Annotated in this window: 16 protein-coding genes; 4 read left to right on the top strand and 12 right to left on the bottom strand. The window is 44.0% G+C overall.

Annotation, left to right across the window (positions count from 1 at the left end):
• Positions 1-47 precede the first annotated feature (47 nt).
• The 3 genes from H9628_RS09900 (at position 48) to trmB (ending at position 4,743) form a co-directional block, all read left to right on the top strand.
• Complete coding sequence (locus H9628_RS09900) at positions 48-2,984, top strand: reprolysin-like metallopeptidase (RefSeq protein ID WP_251833991.1); 2,937 nt, start codon at positions 48-50, stop codon at positions 2,982-2,984.
• A 156-nt stretch (positions 2,985-3,140) separates the two neighbouring features.
• Complete coding sequence (locus tag H9628_RS09895; protein WP_251833990.1) at positions 3,141-3,929, top strand: hypothetical protein; 789 nt, start codon at positions 3,141-3,143, stop codon at positions 3,927-3,929.
• A gap of 136 nt (positions 3,930-4,065) precedes the next feature.
• Positions 4,066-4,743 carry a tRNA (guanosine(46)-N7)-methyltransferase TrmB gene (gene trmB, locus H9628_RS09890; protein ID WP_251833989.1) on the top strand — a complete coding sequence of 226 codons (678 nt, stop codon included), beginning with the start codon at positions 4,066-4,068 and terminating at the stop codon, positions 4,741-4,743.
• Positions 4,744-4,858: 115 nt separating this feature from the next.
• On the opposite strand, the gene rpsB is transcribed toward trmB, so the two are convergent.
• From rpsB to rplM, 3 genes are all read right to left on the bottom strand, one after another.
• Positions 4,859-5,626 (bottom strand): 30S ribosomal protein S2, encoded by a 768-nt coding sequence (gene rpsB, locus H9628_RS09885; RefSeq protein WP_251833988.1) that lies wholly within the window; start codon positions 5,624-5,626, stop codon positions 4,859-4,861.
• Positions 5,627-5,810: 184 nt separating this feature from the next.
• Positions 5,811-6,197: a 30S ribosomal protein S9 gene (rpsI, locus tag H9628_RS09880; protein WP_251833987.1), complete on the bottom strand. Its 387-nt coding sequence runs from the start codon at positions 6,195-6,197 to the stop codon at positions 5,811-5,813.
• Between the two features lie 5 nt (positions 6,198-6,202).
• A complete protein-coding gene (gene rplM, locus H9628_RS09875; RefSeq protein ID WP_251833986.1) occupies positions 6,203-6,658 on the bottom strand; it encodes a 50S ribosomal protein L13 in 456 nt (151 codons plus the stop codon).
• Between the two features lie 254 nt (positions 6,659-6,912).
• Here rplM and H9628_RS09870 point away from each other — a divergent pair, with 254 nt between their 5' ends.
• Complete coding sequence (locus H9628_RS09870) at positions 6,913-7,299, top strand: hypothetical protein (RefSeq protein ID WP_251833985.1); 387 nt, start codon at positions 6,913-6,915, stop codon at positions 7,297-7,299.
• Between the two features lie 48 nt (positions 7,300-7,347).
• Here the strand turns inward: H9628_RS09870 and H9628_RS09865 are convergent, their stop codons facing one another.
• The 9 genes from H9628_RS09865 to H9628_RS09825 all read right to left on the bottom strand — a co-directional run bounded on the left by H9628_RS09865 (position 7,348) and on the right by H9628_RS09825 (position 21,986).
• The gene (locus H9628_RS09865; RefSeq protein ID WP_251833984.1) at positions 7,348-7,680 is read right to left on the bottom strand and encodes a hypothetical protein; all 333 of its coding nucleotides are present in this window, start codon (positions 7,678-7,680) and stop codon (positions 7,348-7,350) included.
• A gap of 207 nt (positions 7,681-7,887) precedes the next feature.
• Complete coding sequence (locus H9628_RS09860) at positions 7,888-9,192, bottom strand: T9SS type A sorting domain-containing protein (RefSeq protein ID WP_251833983.1); 1,305 nt, start codon at positions 9,190-9,192, stop codon at positions 7,888-7,890.
• Positions 9,193-9,952: 760 nt separating this feature from the next.
• Entirely contained in the window at positions 9,953-10,150 is a 198-nt protein-coding gene (locus H9628_RS09855) for a hypothetical protein (protein ID WP_251833982.1), read from the bottom strand.
• Positions 10,143-10,418 carry a hypothetical protein gene (locus H9628_RS09850; RefSeq protein WP_251833981.1) on the bottom strand — a complete coding sequence of 92 codons (276 nt, stop codon included), beginning with the start codon at positions 10,416-10,418 and terminating at the stop codon, positions 10,143-10,145. The genes H9628_RS09855 and H9628_RS09850 overlap by 8 nt, the downstream gene beginning before the upstream one ends.
• A gap of 88 nt (positions 10,419-10,506) precedes the next feature.
• Complete coding sequence (locus tag H9628_RS09845; protein ID WP_251833980.1) at positions 10,507-10,833, bottom strand: hypothetical protein; 327 nt, start codon at positions 10,831-10,833, stop codon at positions 10,507-10,509.
• A gap of 87 nt (positions 10,834-10,920) precedes the next feature.
• Positions 10,921-11,238: a hypothetical protein gene (locus H9628_RS09840; RefSeq protein ID WP_251833979.1), complete on the bottom strand. Its 318-nt coding sequence runs from the start codon at positions 11,236-11,238 to the stop codon at positions 10,921-10,923.
• Between the two features lie 46 nt (positions 11,239-11,284).
• Positions 11,285-13,642, bottom strand: a complete 2,358-nt coding sequence (locus tag H9628_RS09835) for a T9SS type A sorting domain-containing protein (RefSeq protein ID WP_251833978.1) — start codon at positions 13,640-13,642, stop codon at positions 11,285-11,287.
• A gap of 80 nt (positions 13,643-13,722) precedes the next feature.
• Positions 13,723-14,706 carry a lipoate--protein ligase gene (locus H9628_RS09830; protein ID WP_251833977.1) on the bottom strand — a complete coding sequence of 328 codons (984 nt, stop codon included), beginning with the start codon at positions 14,704-14,706 and terminating at the stop codon, positions 13,723-13,725.
• A gap of 68 nt (positions 14,707-14,774) precedes the next feature.
• Positions 14,775-21,986 carry a fibronectin type III domain-containing protein gene (locus H9628_RS09825; protein WP_251833976.1) on the bottom strand — a complete coding sequence of 2,404 codons (7,212 nt, stop codon included), beginning with the start codon at positions 21,984-21,986 and terminating at the stop codon, positions 14,775-14,777.
• Positions 21,987-22,005 lie beyond the last annotated feature (19 nt).

Genomic DNA, 22,005 nt, shown 5'->3' with positions numbered 1-22,005 from the left:
AAAAAAAAATTACTTTTGGGATAGTTTTAAAAATAAATTTTAGTCTTATGAAGAGAATTTTTACCTCTTTACTTTGCGGATTGATGTCCACGGCTGCATTAGCACAATGGAGTCCGACGTCTATGCAGGGTGAGAAAATCCGAACGACGTCAAACGTCAAGAGTTATTATTCGCTTGATCTCGATGCCATGAGAGCCAAGCTGGCTAACGCACAGGAAACTGGACGTAATGCTGTTGCTGTAGAAATAAACCTGCCTACACTGAACGGTAAGATCGAGCGTTTTGCGGTTTACAGTGCGCCGGTAGTGGTGAAATCATTGGCTGACCGGTACCAGTTAGGTTCATATATCGGTCAGGGTATTGATGATCCTACTGCTTTTGTACGCTTCAGCGTGGCACCGAATGACTTCCAGTCTATGATCGTACGAAACGGTGTTTACGAATTCGTAGAGCCGCAGAACAAGGAAAAGTCTGTTTACGGTGTGTTGCCAAAATCAAACAAGACAGATGGCGACAAAGCGTTTGTTTGCTCTACCAGCGAAACTCCATTGTCTAAAGCTCAGATGGATAAGATGTACATGAGCGGAAAGACGTTCACTAACAATCCAGCTGATTTCAACAAAGCCTCTGACAAGAAATTCCGCACAATGCGTTTGGCGATGACTACCAACGGTGAATATACCATCTTCCACGGAGGTGTTGCCGGTGCGTTGGCCGCTATCAATGCTACGATCACAAGATGTAACGGTATCTTTGAAATGGATTTTGGTTTGCGTCTGATCCTTCAGGATTTCCCTGCGCTTATCTATACTGATCCTAATACTGATCCATATTCCACAAGTTTGAGCAGCTGGAATCTTGCTGCACAAAAAGCCATCACAGCTGTTGCAGGCGAAGCTAACTACGATATCGGACACATGTTCGGTGCATCCGGAGGTGGCGGAAACGCAGGTTGTATCGGTTGTGTGTGTATCAGCCCGCCACTTAATTCTTCTGGGGTTCCTACCGGTAACGGTAAAGGTTCCGGTATCACTTCACCTGCAGACGGTATCCCTCAGGGTGATAACTTCGACATCGATTATGTAGCGCACGAAATCGGTCACCAGATCGGTGCTAACCACACATTCTCAATGAGCCTTGAAGGTACTGGCCAGAATGTGGAGCCAGGTTCAGGATCTACGATCATGGGTTATGCTGGTATCACCGGTTCAACTGATGTTCAGCCGCATTCTGATCCTTATTTCCACATCAATTCGATCGTTCAGGTTCAGACAAACCTTACAAATAAGACTTGCGATATCGAAACTGCAGTGGCAAACAACCCACCTGTAATTACGGCATTGCCAGACGTTACGATCCCGAAAAGTACTGCTTTCGTTCTTACAGCTCAGGCTACAGATGCGGAAGGCGACCCGATGACTTACACTTGGGAGGAGGTAGATAATGCATCAACTGCAACTACGATCTCAAATTTAGGTACACTTACGAACGGTCCTACCTTCAGATCATGGACTCCAACTACAAGCCCTACAAGATATTTCCCTAAGCTTTCTACTGTACTTGCAGGAAATCTTAAGAATAACGCAGATTGGGAAGCAGTTTCTACTGTTGCCAGAGTTCAGAACTTCAAGGTTACTGTAAGAGACAATAATGCTGACGTTACACAAAAGCAAACTCAAAGTGCTAACCAAAAGGTAACTGTAAGTGCAAACGGGCCATTTAAAATTACTTCTACAAAAGTTTACAACAACGCGCCAGGTCCATTGACTTGGGATGTAGTAGGAACCAATGCTGCGCCTTTCAACGTAGCTAACGTAAAAATAGATTACACAACGGACAATGGCGCAACATGGACATTATTGAGTGCTTCTACACCTAATGACGGGTCAGAAGACTTCTCATTCGCTACGTTCCCAACCAATACAGCGCTAAAAGTAAGAATCTCTGCGATCGGTAACGTATTCTATGCGGTAGCTCCGGTTACAGTTTCTGCAATCGTAGCATGTGATGGTACAGCTCCTGCAGGTCTAACTGTTTCTACAGTGACTACAGTAGGTGCAACCGTAACGTGGGATCCGGTAGCGTCTGCAACTTATGTGGTACGATACAAGAAAACATCTGATGCTACATGGAATACAGTTCCTGTAACGACTAATACATACACTATTACCGATCTTGAAGAAGGTGTTGCTTATGATGTTCAGGTAGCTGCAGTTTGCTCGGGAACCACCGGTTCTTTCACGTCTACTACAAGCTTCACTACACAAATGCTTGCATACTGTACTTTGACGTCTACAAATGCGTCTGATGAGTATATCTCTAAGGTTCAGGTGACTGCAGAAGGTGCTTTAGGCATGACCAGCAACTCCGGTGCATCTACCTACACGAACTATTCTACAGATCCTGCAAGACTTGTGAATCTGGCTAAAGGTACAGCAAACAACACCATTACAGTAACTAAAGCCTGGACCGGTACACAGTACAACGAAGCTGTAACTGTATGGATTGACTTTGACCGTAGCGGAACTTATGACAATGACGAAATAGTGATGTCAACTTCAGCAGACAAACTGAACCCTGTCTCTGATACATTCTCAGTACCTGCAGATGCTTACACCGGTGACAAAACCGTTGGTATGCGTGTCGCGATGCGTTTCAGCACACCACAAACTACTCCTTGCGGTTCTTACACGTATGGTGAAGTAGAAGATTATGCAGTGAAAATCTCAGCTACACTGGGTGTGAATGATAATGTGAAAGCTAACGCAGTACAGGTTTATCCAAACCCTGCGATTGATCTTCTTAACGTTACTAAAGTTTCAGACAGAGCAAACTACACCATCTACAACATGGCTGGTCAGGCAGTTTCTAAAGGAAAAGTAATCGGTAACAAAGTTCAGGTTTCTCAATTAGCTAAAGGTGTTTATACCATCTCCGTGAACAACGAAGGTGAAGTAAGCCAGGTGAAATTCATCAAAAAATAAATCTGATTTTTTAATCAACTGAATCCCCGGAATACCACCGGGGATTTTTTTTGTTTAAATGTACCTTGATGACCGGCTATTTTAACCAACTTTAACCCTGACAACTAGACAATAAGCGAACAACTGTACAAAAAATCAGTTATTTTTGTCAGCTATATGAAGAAGCTTCTGCTGCTGACTGCAGTTTTATTTTTAAATTTTTTAAAGGCACAGTATTTTTCCGGTGAAATCATCATACGAGACAACTCTGTGTTCTATCTCAATCAGGTGTATGTCACCAATCTCACTTCCCAAAGTACCGTTTACACAGACCATTTCGGCACATTTAAAATTCCCGCAAAACCGGGAGATGTAATCCGTTTTACCTCGATTGTTACAGACCGGAAAGATGTAAAGGTTACCGAAACGGACCTTCAGAACAGCGACAATTTCGTGGAACTCAAGATTGCGTACTACGACATTCAGGAGGTGGTCATCAGTAAATTCAAACCCACGGGTAACCTTCGCAAAGATGTCTCATCATTGAAAACCGGTGATAAACTCATTGCGCTGCAGCAAATGATCGGTTTGCCGGAGCCCAAAGGTGATGGTACACCGTCTGAACTTCCGGTCGCGGGTTTGTCGGGAGGTGGACTTACCTTCAGTCTTGAAAGTATCTATGACATCCTCTCGGGTGAGCGCAAGAAAAAGGAGAGAGCGGAGCAGTATGAACGGATGAATACCGCGATCGCAAAAATTAAAAAATACTACGGCACCGAATATTTCACATCTTTAAAAATACCGGAGCATCTCGTAGATAACTTCCTTCAGTTTGTTTACACCTCAGAAACCCTGACTCCCTACGTGCAGACCGGAAATTTCGAAGTGATGGCCGTTTATATCGAAAAATATCTGCCCATCTATCAGCGCAGATTGCGGAACTCGAGTTTAATGGAAACGAAATAGCAGACTATCTGTTTAAAAGGGTTTAGAAAATAATTTGGTTGCGGCGACACGCGGCGGGGGAAGTGTTTTTACACTTTTATTTACGCATAGTTTCAGCCATTTTTATCTATTTTTGCACGGTTTTGATTTATAAAAAATGGGTAAAAATAAGCAGGCACGTTTCGACGAGAACAGAATTCTTCCAAACGTTTTTCAGCCGACAAGAGAAGAGGCTATAAATGGCTATTATTTAAAAGGAAAATGGCGCTCCGAAGTCTTTAAAAATGACAATCCGGTGGTTCTGGAACTGGGTTGCGGAAAGGGCGAATATTCTGTAGGTCTAGCGAAAGCCTTTCCGGACAAAAACTTTATCGGTGTTGACATCAAAGGTGCGCGCTTCTGGTTCGGAGCCAAAGAAGCGGTAGAGAAGAATCTTTCAAACGTGGCGTTTTTGCGTACACAGATCGAGCTTATCGACGGTTTTTTTGATAAAGATGAGGTAGACGAAATCTGGATTACATTTCCGGATCCGCAGATCAAATACCGCCGAACAAAGCACCGGATGACACATCCCGAATTCCTTGAACGTTACAAAAAGATCCTGAAACCAGACGGCATCATGCACCTGAAAACCGACTCGGAGTTTCTGCATGGCTATACTTTAGGTTTGCTTCAAGGTCTTGGCCATGAGATCATTTCCGCCCATCATGATATTTACGGCGCGCCGGAGTACGACCCGGAGACGCCGCTGCTGAGGGAAATAAAGACTTATTACGAAGGATTGTTCTCTGCGAAAGGGAAAACGATCACTTATATTAAATTTAAGATCAAATAGAGCGGAATCACGATTGGTCTGGCTTCATAAAAAGTATCAATCACGATCGCTCGAAAAATTTAAACAAAAAAAGCTCAGAAATAAATCTGAGCTTTTCTTTATTCAAGATAAAATCTTATTCTGCAGCATTGTCGAAATCTGCATCAGCATCAGCTGATACTTTTTCGCCTTCTTCTTTAGATTTTTCTTTGTCTGCTTTTCTCTGAGACAAACCGTCTTTGATAGAATCTGAAACTACGCTCAGGATCATATCGATAGACTTAGAAGCATCATCATTTCCTGGGATTACGTAATCTACTTTACGTGGATCTGAGTTTGTATCTACGATACCGAACACAGGGATACCCAATTTTTTAGCTTCAGTTACTGCGATGTGTTCTCTCATGATATCAACAACGAAGATTGCCGATGGAAGACGCACCATGTCTGAAATAGAACCTAAGTTTTTCTCCAGGTTAGCACGCTGACGGTCAACCTGAAGTCTTTCTTTTTTAGATAAAGTTTCGAAAGTACCGTCTTTCTTCATTTTATCAATCTGGTTCATTTTCTTTACAGCCTTACGGATGGTAACGAAGTTCGTCAGCATACCGCCTGGCCATCTTTCCGTGATATAAGGCATATTAAGGTCAGCAGCGTGTTTTGCCACTACTTCTTTCGCCTGCTTTTTAGTAGCTACGAAAAGAACTTTTTTGCCTGCAGAAGTGATTTTTTCCAAAGCTGAACAAGCTTCGTCCAATTTCACTGCTGTTTTATGTAAGTCTACGATGTGAATACCGTTTTTCTCCATGAAGATGTATGGAGCCATATTTGGGTTCCACTTACGGGTCATGTGACCGAAGTGTACGCCTGCCTCTAAAAGGTCTTTAACATTTGCTTTTGCCATGTCGCTTTTTTGTTTTTAGTTTACGTTCCGCTATTCTGCAAACAACAATTTCTTTAGATGGGAGAAATGTTTGGGTGCTAAACTAAACGGGGCATTTTTGATTAGATAATAGAGCCAAGAGCCGAGAACCAAGATGTCCAAACATAGTCTTGAATCTTGTGTCTTGTATCTTGAATCTTGTGAATTAACGTTTTGAGAACTGGAATCTCTTTCTTGCTTTTTTCTGACCCGGTTTCTTTCTTTCTACCATTCTTGCATCTCTGGTAAGAAGACCGTGTGGCTTAAGCAATAATCTGAATTCTTCGTTGATCTCGCAAAGAGCGCGTGATACACCAAGTCTGATGGCTTCTGCCTGACCTGTAATACCGCCACCGAAAACATTTACGGTAACGTCATACTGACCTGCAGTTTCTGTTAACAAGAAAGGCTGGTTTACTTTGTATACCAAAACATCAGTACCGAAGTATTCCTTAGAATCTTTTTTGTTAATAGTAATAACGCCTGAGCCTGGTTTCACATAAACTCTTGCAACAGAAGTTTTTCTTCTTCCGATTTTGTGAACTACTGACATATTAATTATTTGATTTCGTTAATATTAATAACTTTTGGCTGCTGAGCTTCGTGCTTGTGCTCTGTTCCTTCATACAGATAAAGGTTAGAGAAAAGGATAGATCCCAGTCTATTTTTTGGAAGCATACCTTTTACAGATTTTTCCAATACTTTCAGGGAGTCTTTCTTCTGAAGTTCGAGTGCAGTCATAGACTTCTGACCACCAGGGTAACCTGTATGCCAGATGTAAGTCTTGTCAGCCCACTTGTTTCCGGAAAGGGTAATCTTTCCAGCATTCAAAACGATCACGTTATCTCCGCAGTCTGCGTGAGGCGTAAAATTCGTCTTGTGCTTTCCTCTCAAAATCTTTGCAACCTTCGAAGCCAGTCGGCCAAGAGGCTGTCCTTCAGCGTCTACCACAACCCATTCTTTATTAGCGGTAGCTTTGTTAGCTGAAACGGTTTTGTAACTTAATGTATTCACACTTTTTCGTTTACGGTTAAACATAATTTTCCCTTAAAAAGGGTGTGCAAAGGTAGAGATTTTATTTGAAACTGGAAATACTTGTTTAAAGATTTCGTAAGGATTTGAAAATCTTTGGTTTGATGACATTCAGGATGCTTGATTTTATTTAAAATCGGGCTGTTCCGGATCACTTTTCACTCAAAGATTTCTCCGCGCAAAAATACTTCGTCAAACAAAACCAGATTTTAATTACATTTGGAATTTACATTCAAATGATGAAAACTAGACTTTTGCGCCTGTCGGTTCTAATGCTTGCATTCACCATGACCTCGTGTGACCAAATTCTAGATAACTACTGGGATCGTAAAGCGCAGGAGCAGTACGTTTCACCATATAAAGGCATCTACAAAGGAACTTATAGCGGCGACGAAGTGGGCACGATCACCATAGAAGTGGCCAAAAGCGGCAACACGTCCCTCACCAAAACATCTCAGTTCGGTACTGATGATTCTTTTTCGTCCGGCAAGGTGATGGATGACGGCTCGCTGTACTCGGTAAGATTGCAGTCGGGTTTTACGCTGCTCGGAAACCTGAATACAAAATCCGGCACCTGGAAAATGGGTGAATGGAATGGTAACTGGTCTGTGCTGAAGCAGTAAAGAACCCATAAATTGACAGGTTTTTTATGGCAATGACGTTGGAATAATTTATTTCCTTAAAGATTTTGCCCGCCGGAAGCTCGCCAGAACATAATAGGCCACGAACACCATCGAAAACCGGATGATCGCCGGCACCGCCAGTTCAGCATCGAAAATGAAAATACCCGCGATCAGAAGAACCGTCATTAATATAAATGAAATTCCAAGCTTCTGTATCAGCGTAAATTGTTCGTCATCCAGATAATAGGCCATTCCCCACGCCGCGCCGAATGCGATGCCATAGTACAAGTCCAGTGGCCAGCCCTCACTGCCCAGCAGGAAATAGTTGATTAAAAAACTTACCACCGTTCCGGCCAGAAAATAGAGTAGTGCGCGCTGCATAAAGTAGGATTTGTGCAAAAATAATTATTTTCGGCGTAAAGCTGTTTCAGTGATATTTGTTTAGTTAATAATACTTGTATGACTGCCTTATTGAATGGCTGGACGAAACCTACATTTTACAGCTGCAATAACGCTCATGTCTGCAACAGGTACAACCTTCTCATTAAAAACAAAAAACCGGCATTTGTGCCGGTTTCAGATTGAAAACTATTTCAGTATAACCTTCTGTGTTTCCTGTTTTTTGCCTGTATCAGTTTTTAGCAAATATACACCCTTTGGTTGCCCTGTGATGTTGATTTCCGTGCTGACTGAATTGGGATTAAGTTTTTTTACGAGTTTCCCAGTTATATCATAAATCTCCGCACTATTAATTTTGTCTTTAGCCCTTAGAGTGAAAATTCCGCTGGTTGGATTCGGAAAAATCTGAGTTTCTTTACTTACCGTAATTTCGTTAGATTGCAGAAATACAGACGATGATTTTAGAAGCCCGAACCTCATCTCCCCGAAAGCCGCTCTGCTGGAAGTGAGCAGGTAGCCGAAATTATCCATCATAATAGCGTTGAGGTCGGCCGATACGCCGCTATTGGTCTGTACAAAATAGTCGGTATATTCGGTACTCTGACTTGTGTATTTTCTCATAATGCCCTGGCATGGGGTTCCGCAAATGGTCATAGCATACACCTGATCCGTGGCGTCGATGTATTTTATGTTTGGATAATAGAGATTTAGCACAATCCAGGTATTAGATACAGGCTCATAGCGAGACAGGACGGCAGAGGCGCTCCCGTTATTCTGGTAAGAGTGGGAAGCGTACACTTTGCCAACAGAATCGACCACGATTTTTACTACAGGGTAGGTTGACCTGAGTTTTCCCACTTCGGACCAGCTTCCTGCGTTGAGCCGGTATACGCAGTAGTATCCAAAACTGTTTGTAAATTCGCCAGCCACATACAGGCTGTTATTCCTCACAAACAGGGTTGTAATTCTACCGTTAAAGTTTCCCGAATCTACCTGCGTCCAGTTGCTGCCGTTCCATTTTGCGATGTAATAAGTCTGGCCGTTACTTGTATTCACAAAGATACCTGAGGCGTAAACATTGGTGCCGTCTGTCACGATATCATTAATTTTGTTTTGGGATTCCAAATTTCCCAATTGACTCCATGAACTTCCGTCATATTTTGCAATATAATATCGGTTTGACGCGTTTTTAAACTCTCCGGATATGTACAGATTGTTGGCGGCATCATTGATTATTTTTTCGATCATTCCGTTTCCGCCAAAATTCCCAACGTCTTCCCAATCCATGTAATTGTACCGAGCGACGTAAGATTTTCCATTTGGCGTGAGGCCGTATGAGAAACTGCCGGCGACATACAGCTTATTAGTCGTGTCCACGGTCCCCGTGTAAATCAGCCCGTTCATTTCGGGATCGCCGACTACAGTCCAAGTCTGTGAGTTCAGTAAATTAATAGCTACCAGAGCTATGCCTGCAAGAATAGATTTTGTTTTCATTTGTGAGTGATTTGTGTGTTAGAAATATATCTCCTCAAATATCATCTTAAAAGAAATAGCTCGGATACCCCATTTTGGGTATTTATAAATTCCAAAAGAAATTGATGCAAAGTTGCTTTCTTGAATATTTACATCTACGCTCGAATGCCGCTAATCCTATTGTAGTTGTAATTAACTTGAGCTGATAGTGGAATTTTTTAACTCGGCCCGTTATAATTTTAACGTTGTTTTTTTATATCTTCTGTAAGACAAAAAATTGCGCGCAGAAAGTTCGGCGGGCAAATGTTTTCAAAAATCATCGAACCTTTTTTTTTTATCACTTTACCCATGCATAAGACATTGTCTATTATGTTCCGACGGTCGCGCTATTTGGGTTAAAGGTGCCGTTCTGCTGTGAACCATTCCAGTCCAGTGAGATGGTGGCATTGCTTCCGCCTGGCGTGCCTTCCGAGATATCCCAGGTGGCATTTACCGCACCGCCTGGCGCTTTGGCAATTCCCTCAGAAACTCTGGCCGAAAATGTATCCGGAGTACCGGAGTTGGCAACGGTGAGGGATTGTAGTGGTTTGCCGTTCGTATTGGCAAGGAAACCGCCCCGCGTGCGGCGCTCAGATGCTGCACATTTACCGTGCCGGTGCCGTTGGTCACCATATATTGCGACGGACCGCCGTTGGCCAATTGCGCAGCAGGCCCAAGATTGACGGAGTTGGCATTGAGGGTAATGTTTGCACCCAGGTTAAGGTTGCCGCCGATGTTCAGATTACCGGAAGAAAGCTTCAGTGGCGAATTCACTCAGGTTGCCGGCATAGGCGGGAGTATCTGCAACAACGGTAAACCCTTTAGGTACATTTACAGGATCCGTAAAGCCCGGCACGTCGCCCGCATTCCAGTTGGAAGGGTTGCTCCCATTACTGTTCACAGAGTTGTTAAAGGTGTAGTCTCTCTTGAATTTATACAAATTCTTCGCGCTTTCTGTCACGAAATAAAGGCTGTCGCCTAAAGTGAAGAACTTCTTTGGTTTTGAAGAGTTGGAGATGGTGCACGTCTATAAGTCGCGCCGTATTTCCCACCGTGCCGTCGCTGCGCCAGACTTCCATATTGTCGGCCACCTGATTAGAAAAATAAATCACCATCTGGTCAAAGTCCTTATAATAGGCCGCTCCCTGATACAAAGCAAAACTGGGACGGTTTGTATTTTTGGTGGATTGAATACGGCCAGGGCGCATAAGAGATAGATCTTTTTCACTGTAGTAGTTTAATGGATGGAAATAAAAAAACAGTAGTCACTAATTATAAATTATGATTTATACCAAACTAATAAGTTATTACCTTTGTGGTTGTCTGATTTCCCACCGTTCCAACAGATTTTACAGGATATTGGTCAGCATTGTATTCGTAAGTCCATGTTTTATTCGTAGTATTTCCGTTCTGTCCTAAGGCGCTTAACGGGTTATTTTCGTTGACCTGAATGAGGTTCCAAACCAAGCCTTCGAGATTGAAAATCTTGTTCAAACCGGTAATATTCCTATGGATGTTTTTCTTGGAATCATAGGTGTAGGTTATTTCACTGGCTACACCGTTATAAACAGTTTCTTCCTTTACAATATTACCTGCGGACATGGTGTAGCGTTTTGCTGTCACACCACCTATTTTACCCTCTACGGTTCCATCAGAATTATAAGTATATTCGGTGGTTCCTGTTTTAATCAGCTTATCGCCGCTGTAGACCTAATCCACGTTGCTGTATGGATTAAATGCACTTCCTATAAAGCTTTCTATCTTGGTGATATTGTCGCCGGTATAAGTAAATTTCACTTTGCTTACATCAAACTGTGGACTGATATTGATTTCTTTCAGCTTTGTTCCGTCGTAGGTATAGGTTACCTCCACCATAGTAGAGGATCCGGCTCTCGTACTGGTTGTTTTTTTGGGTAATATTCCCGTATTCGCTGGAGTACTGACTTGCTCCTCCTCCGAGCGGTTACACGAAGTTAGCAGTACTCCTGATAGCAGGATTGTAAACAATGAACAGATTAAATTTTTCATAATGTTAATTTTATTAGGTTGTTAATGTGAAAGGGATTATTCTTTCCTATTTCTTAATCACTTTGCCTGAGGCCATCACATTTCCGGAATTATTTTTCACCTGATAAAGGTAAACACCGGGTTTGACTGCTGCCGGGCTCAGCATATTGGTGCCTTTCACCAAAGCATGGCTGCCCACCATTTTGCCTGTCATATCGTAGAACTGTACGGTGGCTTTATCCTCTGCAGTAATGGTAAGTACCTCCCTGAACGGATTCGGATATACGGAGATGTTCTTTTTCACAGGGTCGGCGGTTCCGAGCGCACCGAGATTCATTACCGCGAATGGAGAAAAACTGGTGATGCCGCTTCCGGTAATGGTGTAAGGATTGCTGCCGCTCACCGCGCCGGAGTTTTCCGCCGTCCAAACGCCGTTTACAAAATGTCCGACGGTCGCATTGTTTGGGTTAAAGGTGCCGTTTTGTTGTGAAGCATTCCATCCTAATGAAATTGTGGCATTGCTTCCGCCTGGCGTGCCTTCCGAGATATCCCAGGTGGCATTCACCGCACCGCCTGGCGCGTTCGCAATTCCTTCGGAGACTTTCACTGAAAACGTATCGGAAGTTCCGGAGTTCGCCAGCGTTACAGGATTGTAGTGGTTGGCTGTCCCAACCGGCAGGTTTACGGTTCCTCTTCCGGCATCTATATTTTCAATATTGACGGTTCCGGTCCCGTTCGTGACGATATAATTGGTGGTGTTGCCACCGGTTATCACAGATGAGTTTCCTTTGAGGTTTAAATTACTGTTATTAACATTAATTCTGTTATTCAGATTTGAAATTCCGAAGATGTTTAAATTTCCTGACTCTATATTCAATGGCGAGGAAATATTGAGGTTTCGCGCGTAGGCATTACCGTTTATTTTCGGAGTTAAACCGGTCGGAATGATGGTTTCATCAACACTGTTGGGAACAACTTTCGAATTCCAGTTCTCCGGATTCGTCCATAAATTGTCTCCTAAACTGTTTGAAAATGTATAATCTCCTTTGTATTCGAAAAGGCGGGATACATAGTTAACCGTTGCAAAGAAATAAAGTTTTCCGTTCAGAATAAAAAAGTTTCGGGGATCCCCGTTGTTATACGTTACAGGATCGATGTTTTTCACCATTTTCGTGGTTTCCTGTATTCCGTCGGTTCGCCAGATCTCACGGTCGGTAATGTAGTTGGCATCGGTAACCCCAAAGTTGAACCAAAACGAATCCTGATAGAGCGCGGTGGTGTAAATGGACATCGTTCCGGTGATATAGGGATATACAGCTTCTGTCAACGTCTGCAGTTTTGGGGTTAGGCGCTGCATATAAAATTTGGACTCACCTGATTTCGTGTAAATTAAATACGCCGTGTTGTCATTGGCTTCAAAATAAACTACACTCTGCCCTGCGGGAATTTCCTTTTCAATGACTCCCTGGTCTGTGCAGTACAGAATATAGTCTTTGGTCTGCCCATTCCTTGAATTGGTTGTTTTCACGTAAAAGCCGCCGGCATTCTTTTCCCCGGTAACCCTTAAAAAGTCCGTTAGAGAATCTACCGAAAGATCATACTCAAATTTTATGGTACCTGCTGTATCTAAGCTGTAAAGTCCCACAACCTGATTGATAATAGCCTTAAAAAACATTTTATTGGCAGTGGAACCATAAATATCAAAAGCCTGGCTGATGGTGACCCCACTTGGATTCTGATAATCTACGAAGATACTGACACTCTGCCCGTCGTACCGGTACATCCTTAACCCTGATGTAATGTATAAACTGCCGTTGAATACATGATGCAGCCCTTTATTCAGAGTCATTTGCTGTATAGATACACTCCCGCCGGGGTTTCCGTCCGTTTTCCAAAGTTCCTGATTAGGTTTTCCGGCCGGAACTTTCAGGTAGTGAAACATCCCGTTGATTTCCTGGCTGTAAGGATTTTGCGGGTTACCCAATCCATAGCCTGCATCCATATGCCGGATATTAAATGACTTGCCTTCATCAATTTTAATGGTGTTGGCTGCAGTGCCATCGGTTCTCCAAAGTTCATATAACCCGGTCGCCTTGTTTTCGAAAGTAAAATACATCCAGCTTTCGGCCGCTTTAAAATCTCTGATTCCCGAATAGGAAGTCGCATCGTAACCTTGTGTAACGGTTGCAGAAAGATTTTTTACCACCTTCGTTCCGGCAGCCGTTCCGTCGGTAACCATCAAAGGCAATGGGTTTGCGGTAGATCCCCTTCCCTGATAAAAAAGACGGTTTTGCCAAACTTCCCCCTCTTTGTCGATAATCCTGATGGGCGGTATCAATCCGGAACTGGTAGAAGTGATTTCTGTAAACTGAGCATTCCCGAAACAGAATACTGCAGAAAACACCACAAGTAATAATTTTTTCATTTCGGTGATTTTTTTTAAGAATTTAGTCTTAAAAGTACACTACCGAAATTTTTTTCGCCTACCCTGTTTTGGGTATTTATCTATATAAAAACCTCAAGAATTTCCTCAGCTTTCACTTTCCCAAAATAATTTTCGATGGGCACCGTCTGAAATAAGGTATAGAGGGAGTCTTTGTCGTGTTTTTGGCCAATGAGTTGGTTCTCGAACTCTTCGATGGGTTTCGCCGCAAAGAAGTCGCCGAAAATTTTGGCTTTTTCGATGCTGCCTTTTACCACATCCAGATGCACTTCTATGAAGCCTGCCGGAATTTTTAAACCTTTCTTGAAGTTGTAATTCGGCGAGAACCCGAAATTCCAGTCCCATGTCTCATACTTCTCCTTTACTAATTTTTCTATTCCTGCGATATCTTCCGCTGTGAGCTGATATCTTTCCGCAGATGGATTGTTTTTAAGAATTTCAGCTGTCAGCAATTCTTTCAGTTCATTAGTACTCAATGGAGTCGGAAGGTGATCGATGAGGTTGGTCACGCGCGAACGAGTGGATTTAGTGGCTTTATCAACGAATTTTAATGGATTTACGGTCAAGGCTTTTGCTAAAATTTCCATTTCAGAATCCAGAAGGATGGTACCGTGCTGAATCATTTTGCCTTGGCGCGCCAATTTCGCATTACCACTGAACTTTCTGCCGTCTACCAAAAGGTCATTCCGGCCTTGAAGTACTGCGGGAACGCCCAAGTTGTTCAATACGGCCAGGACCGGTTTCGTAAAGACCGAAAAATCCATGAAGTCATACTGTCCCAAAAGCGTGTGAAATGAAAAGTTCAAATTCCCCAGGTCGTGGTAAACGGTTCCTCCACCGGACATGCGGCGCACAACTTTAATGTTGTTTTCACGTACATAATCAGCATCAATCTCAGCCAATGTGTTTTGAAATTTACCTACGATAATGGATGGTGCATTCACATAAAGCAAAAACAGATCCTCCTCCGGAAACCGGCTCAGCAGAAACTCTTCTGTGGCGATATTGAAGTAAGCATCATTCGATGGTGAATCTATTATGTACATAAATAAAAATTTGCCGCAAAATTACGGCAAATTCATTTGACATGATGATTTATAAAAACAGTAAATTATCAGTTCACCATCTTCTTACTAATGGTAACGCCATCGGCAGTAGTGATTCTAAAGATCAAAACCTGATTGACCTGACCTAATGGTAAACGCAACTCTCTTGCATGGATGTTCCTTGCATTTGCTACAAGTCTTCCGTTCATGTCGTACACTTCCACAAGTTCTAAATTCATCTCAGAAGATCTGATTACTGCTTCTCCGTTTTGTTTAAATAATAAAATTCCATTGCCCGCCGCCGAATCGTTGGCCGACAACACACCGTTCGAATAAACGATTTCAAACCGCGTACTGTACGCACCTGCTTCTGAACTGAAACTGTAGGGCGACTGCTGCAGATTATGCGTGGTTCCGTTCTGTTTGTCCTTTATGTAAACAGCCTGTCCATTAGCGAAAATTCCGTCTTTTTCAGCTAAAGTAATCGTGTAAATACTGGCTGTGAGCGTCCGGAAATGAAGCGGTACAATATCCGATGTCTGGAACGGTGCGCGACCCTGGATGATATATTCGGAATCATTCACCCACGAGGTAAGCGCGGTAGTACCATCGCCAAGATATTTACCGTCTGTCCGGTCAACACCATTGTCTGCCGAATCCATATACGCAATAAGCGTTTGACCAAAGGTCCCGGCTGTATTCGTCACATTTAGCCAAATCCTGCTTCTGTCCTCAGCAGCGGTAGAGCGGAAGAATTGGTTTCCGTTATCCGCAAGTCGCATTGCATTATTAAAATTAAGCTGTCCGGTAACACCCGCTTTTTTCTGTACTAAGAATCCCTGTCCCACTTGTATTATTCCATTCGGTTTTTCTGCTGGTATATTAGGGTCAGAACTTGGCACGGCTGTTCCACCTGCTGTAGTATATGTTGCATAATAAGCGGTTGTAATGCCCGGGTCGGGTGTGTTGTTTCGCCGCCTCCAGAAATAAAGTGTACCCTCTATCTCGTTCTGGTTCGTGCTGAGCAGGTCATCTGCCTTTATGGTAGAGGCATACGGATTTGCAATCATATTAAAGCCTTGACCAGCACCGCTTAGCGGAGTCTTCACACGCCCGTTCGTGGGTGTGCCGGAAAAAACGCCTGTCCATATTTGAGGTGGGGTAGTAGTGCTGTAGGATACATGGTTATTACGCATCCTGATCAAAAATGCCTGTCCCGGACTGAAGTATGTATTTGAAGGCGTCACATTATTGAACACGTTTGTAGCCGTATTGTATATATAAAAACGGTCTGAAAGTGTTTGAGGAGAAAACTGCTGCAGCGTTTGGTTACCATACAGCGGGGATCCCCACATTGTGTAGTCGAGTCTGTAAAGTGGCGAACTGTTCCTCTTCACGGCAATAATACCGTGATTCACCTCATCTTCTGTCTGGACGAGATTTGTATTATTTTCCATTGTAAGGGTAGCTCCCGGCGATACGTTCAGCGAGCCCGTTAGCAGGATGTTTTTTCCGGCCGATACTGTTACTTTTGCATTATTGGCCACGGTAAGCCGACATGCAAGCAGGTCATTAGCGGTAATCAGGTCATTCAGGATTACAGCTTCTGTGCGTACATCAGGTATACCGTTGGTCCAACCCGTGTCAGTAAAAGTCGATGTTTTTGTGTCTACGATAATAGTATTTGTATACGCCAAGCCACAGTTGGCGTTTCCTATTACGGCCCTAAAATATGTCTTACCGGTAATTATTCCGGCCATTTGGCCAATAAGCTTTGTGGAGTTGCTGTCGATTCGTTCGTAATTACTGAAATCCTCAAAATAAGATTTTTGCCAGTAAAGAACACTTTCATTGTTTCCGCTGAGCGTAATATCATCTGGTGGATATGAGGCGCACGCGACGGTATTGGGAATGGATATAGTGCCCGCTTTTACGCCGGGTAATATCGTTACCGTAGCTGAGTTATCCGTTGCAATACCGTTGGCATCTTTCACAGTAAGCGAATAGGTGCGCGGCCCTCCGGCTGTGGCTGCAGGTGCAGTTGCGGTAGATCCGGTTCCCAGACCATCGGACCATTGATAAGTGAATGGCATATCGCCGCCGGTAACCTGCGCTGACAACAGCGCTTCCTGACCTTCACAATAGTTTCCACCACCAATGACCTCAACCATATAAGGTCCGCCTTTAATTCCTGTGAAGTAAGATATTTCTCCGCTAGGCAGTGCAGCCCCTGCGGCGGTAAGTGTTAGGTTCTCTAAGGGTGCAAAACGTTTCCACGGATTGGTTTGCTGGTCGAAATTTCCAATCAGCTGTGCTGCGGCCATCGTATTTTCCGGTACAAGCAATTCGGTTGTCAGATAATTTGCCGTCACGGTCGCGACAGTGTTTGTCATTCCTTCCGGTTGAATTTTCCAATACCTGCTGATATAGTTTTCATGGCTGTGATTGTCAGGATGAATGTCATCTGCCAATGAAACATTAAGCAACGCCCCGGGTATAAAAGTCCCTGACGTGATTTTCACTCTTATTGGGCTGTACCCTGGTGTAGCGGAAAGATCTCCAACAGGGAAGAAGTATTCGCCAATGCTTGTGAACGGTCTTCTGACCATCCCCGCGCCATCTGCCGCTATCATTGCCGGAATATCAAATGTTCCCTGTACCGCTTTGTCACTCAAAGTAAGATTATTGGAACCGAGAACCACGACGCCTTTGGTGAGATTCAGTGTACCACCAATGGTGATGTCTTTATTTAAAATGACATTGTTTTTAGGCTTATTGACAACGAGATCGTTAAATAGGATGTCGGAGCTGCCGCTGATCACCTGGTTTTCTTCGCCTGTAAGTCGGATTGTTGTTCCACCCAGACCTACTGTGTTATTAAACGTCAGATTTCCACGCACGTTCAGATCAGCAGGAACTACTGTTCCTGTTCCTGAAAATACAAGGTTGTAATAGGCTGCGAAGGATGCACCATTGGGAACCGGCATCGTCTGATTGGTTCCTGAAAACTCTACGGTGTTGGGCGTCAGGCCAAACAAAATCGTTCCTCCGTTCGTAAACGCTCCGTTAATTTTTGCGTAATTGTTTTCCAGTGCGCGCAGAGAGGCGCTTGCTGCAACTTCAAGATTGTTGAATTCGGTGCTTCCGGCCATTGTTGCATCTGCTGACATAAAAACAACTTTAGCATCACCAGAACCTGAATTGAACGTTCCGTTATTGATCCAGGCTCCTTCTCCTCCAAATATTTGAAGTGTCGCGGTATTTGGACTGTTTACGACGCCGCCCGGCTGAATGATCAGGTTTTTTGCCAGTGAGAAACCCTTCTCTAATAAAGTCGGGTTATTAACCGTAGTTCTGGCATCGGGAATGTACAAAGTTCTAGATTGGGAAGGCGTTGCGTTAGGTGTCCAGTTGGCCGCCGTAATCCAGGAGTCGCTCACCGAGCCATTCCAGACAAGAACAAGGGGATCCGTTCCTGTACCTTCTAAATATTCATCCAGTGTAATAAATACTTTTCCGAATGTGCTTTGAAAGTAAAGCCCAATATTCGCATTACTGATTTCAACCCAATTTTCAGTCGGATTAAAATTGGATCTGCCTTGCTCGACTTCGGCAGTTTCAGTCTTAGCCCAGTATACCAGTTTCGGTTCACTGTTTCCGTTAAGCTCAGAGTCCAAGTAATGTTGACGGATCACTGCTTTTGTATTTTGTGCACCCGTTTGTATGATGTCATAGTATCTTTGTATGGCACCTGCACGCCAGTTAGGAGCGGTGCCAATCATTACCTTGGCACTCATTGAGCTTGGAAGTGTTCCAGAGTTGGTAAAAAGTATTGATGAATCAGGATGCCCGAAGGTGTAAAGAACATTAAAGGCAAAACTGTTTCGCGTAATGATACCGGTTACATCTCCAACTCCTGCGTTTGTTGCTTCAGGGCCCATCGTAAGGGTGTAAGTTCCCATATCTAATGAGCCTTTAGTTGCTGAAGGATTCGCATTGGGAAGGCTTAAGATCCCATTTACAGTAAGATTTCCGCTTGCGTTGGTCCCTGCGGCAGATCTTAGACTGACGTTGGTGTACGTTCCGGGTACTAAGGTTTGGGCCGTCGCTGGTGCATTCATGGTCAGCGTACCGGTTCCTGTAAATGTTTTTCCGGAAGGGAAGGGTGTTGCTGACGTATTCTGTGTGAGAAGTTCGCCAATTATGCTGATGGATGAAAGATTACCGGAAAGTACGTTTGTTCCAAGATTTACCTGCTGGCTAAGACCTACACTCAGTGACCCGTTAACTGAAATGTTGCCGAAGATGTCAACAGTATTGGAATTTGTGGCCGAAAACGGTACGGAAAAATTATTCAAAAGGTTTGTTGTTCCCTGAGTTGTTTGGTCAAGGCTTATTGTTTTTGTGCCCGTGCCTGTAATCGTAAGATTAGATGCACTGCTGCCGCGGAGACCTCCGGAAACGGTGTTGTTTACTGTGCCGCCGATGGTAAGCGTATTGCTTTTTATTGAAAGTTTACCTGCGCTGAGAGTGAGAGGGCCGTTCACTGTAAGATTACCGTCCATGTCTGCGTTGCCATGAACTACGAAATCCTGCGCCACACCCTGAAAATTAGCAAAATTACTAACTGGATTAGCTGAAACAGTGATGTCGTCAAGTGCAAATTCGTCTGCCGCTCCCGCTGTTACCGTGTTACCTGTCCATTTAAAATAATAATATTCGTTAGGGTTTATATTAAGACCTGTCACCGTAACCACCCGGTAACTTGCTTTCCACGAAGGTGCTTCGTCTGCTGTGGCAGGTGAAGTAACATTGAGTTGGCTCACGTTCGTGAATGTGCTGTTGTCTGCCGAGTGACTGAAATTGAAGCTGGACGAGCCAGGCTGGTCATTGTAGATGTACACTTTATAACCGATGCTCAGCGATGTGATGGGTGCTGACGTTTGGTTTTGCATTCTCAGCGTCATGGAGCCGGAATTGAAGTCATTGGCCGTAGGTTGTACCCCAAGGGCCGCATTGTTTGTCGCAACATTATAGGCATAGATCCCTCCCGCGGACACACCACCGTTGCTGCTGCCGCGTCCAAAACCGGGGTTGGTATTAACACCACCTAAAGGTAAATTGCCGTCGGCAAGACCCATCACTGACCACGAATTGGAATTCAGTTTACCTGTAACCGGGGTTCTGTCAAAACCGCTTCCAACGAACCGGTCTAGATTCACGCCGCTCACAGTGGTGTCAAAATCAATCCTGTGCAAATTGTTCATGCTCAGGATCTGCCAGCCCAGGGTCGCATTGAGCGTCCGCTGCTCGCCACGTGCTGGTGATGTAATTCGATAATTAGATGTTGGTCCAGCTCCGTTAAATGTAAAGACCGCAACGTGGTAGAGGGTATTGGGATTTAGATTCGATACATCCACCGAAGTACCGCTACCCGAATACACGACAAAATTTCCCGTTCCGGTCTGCGATCCAGATCCGAAAATAGGGTTGGCCGTATAATCTGTGCCGTCAGTCGGTGCTGAATTTACCTCAGTCACTGCACTCATTACCACCAAGCTGTTTGCTTTGATGGGAATGGTCCAGTCTATCGTAAAACCTGAGGCGGTAACATTTCTGAAAGTTACTTTAGAGGCTGGAGAAGTTGGTTCTGTAGCCGGTACCGAAAATTCGTCAGCGCCCATATCCGGAGATGTGGTGCTACGAGCCTGTTGGTCAATGTCTATAGTTACAGCAGGTAATGCCTGCCCTTTGTTATCTAACTCGGGATTATTTGCAGGTAGCAGGTGAAGGTCATCAATCCCAGTATAGGCAGGTAGAACATTCAGTGAATTTTGGTCTTTCCCGGTGGCATTTCGCCAGTTTGCGAGGGTTGTCTGCTGTCCTCCTAAAAATCCAACAGTATGCGCACGGTAATTATTATAATTAATCGCTGTAAAAGCATTTGCAGCAACCTCTGAGTAAAGCGCGTAGCTTTGCGTTGTAGAACTGTTCGTAAATATGTTATTGCGGACATCAAAGCCGGAGCCGCCTGCAATATAGAGTGCAGATGACCATCCGACCTGTGGCGTGTTCATGGCTACCGTATTATGGTAAATTTTTGTTCCGGTACCATTGGTGATGTAGATGCCGTGGGCAGAATTAGTAGAACCTCCGTTACTCGCAATATTACCGATGAAATTGTTTGCCAGAGAAACACCTGTCGAGGCTGCTGAAATATTAACTTCAATGCCATAAATGGGGCCGCCCTGCTCATTGCGGACGTTACTGATCTTATTCTCCGTTACTTCAACCTGACTGCTCGATCCGCCGATACTGATGACGCGTCCCCGGTAAGATCCGGTTGTCTTGAAATCCTCAAAAATATTTTTTCTGATAAAGATCTGGCTTCCGTTTTCTACATAAAGACCAAGCTGACTGTTTGAACTGCTTGTATTTGCAAAACCGGTTAAACGGTTATCCGCGATAGTGACATTCGCGGCGTTCGAAATCTGTACAGGTACATTGGGTTTCTGCGCGTCAATGCTACTTCCCATCTGGTTACCGCTTATGGTGATATTGGATGTTTTGAGGCTGCTATTGTCACTGCCGTTCACTATAATTCCTTGCCTTACATTGATGAATTCATTACTACTAAAGGTGAGACTGTTATGTGCTGCTGTAGCCATGCCGCCACCCAGCTGATTATTACTCCCAATTGCATTGTTTCCTACAAATACGCCCGACAACTGAATGCCCGGTTGGTTTCTGTTCTGCACCTGCAGTCTGGTGTGGCTGATGCGTACGTTACTGGCATTATTAGTTCCTGTTGAGGAGATCCAAACGGCAGTTCTGGCTACATATTCTACTCCGTCATTGTTACTTATCGTAAGATTTCGCGAGGTTCCACCGTTTACGTTTGAGCCGTCTATGATAATATTATCCGCACCTTCGAGGTGAAATACGGCAGGGACACCCGTATAATCGTTGATGTTTACAGCGGAAACGGTGACATCCTTTCCTGTATTTGGCTTGATGCGCAAGGTATTTGAGGAACTTGTACCGGCAAACTGCAATATTTTAATTGGAAAACTCTCACCTGTCGTATTGTTGTAATTGTCATCATTCAGCAGGAAGGTTACTGGGCCACTTACACCCACTGTGTTGATTCGGTTAATTGCCGCTGTAATCGTGTTGAAAGGCGCGGGCTGGGACTTGCCGATGATATATGTGCCGGAAAGTGCCTGTGAAAAACAGAGTGCCGACAAAAAAGCGAGAACAACAAATAGTATTTTCTTCATAACGGATGTAAAATGGTTG

Origin of the sequence: Kaistella pullorum (assembly GCF_014837035.1) — a bacterium.
GTDB lineage: Bacteria > Bacteroidota > Bacteroidia > Flavobacteriales > Weeksellaceae > Kaistella > Kaistella rhinocerotis.
This window is presented reverse-complemented; position numbering and strand designations above follow the sequence as displayed.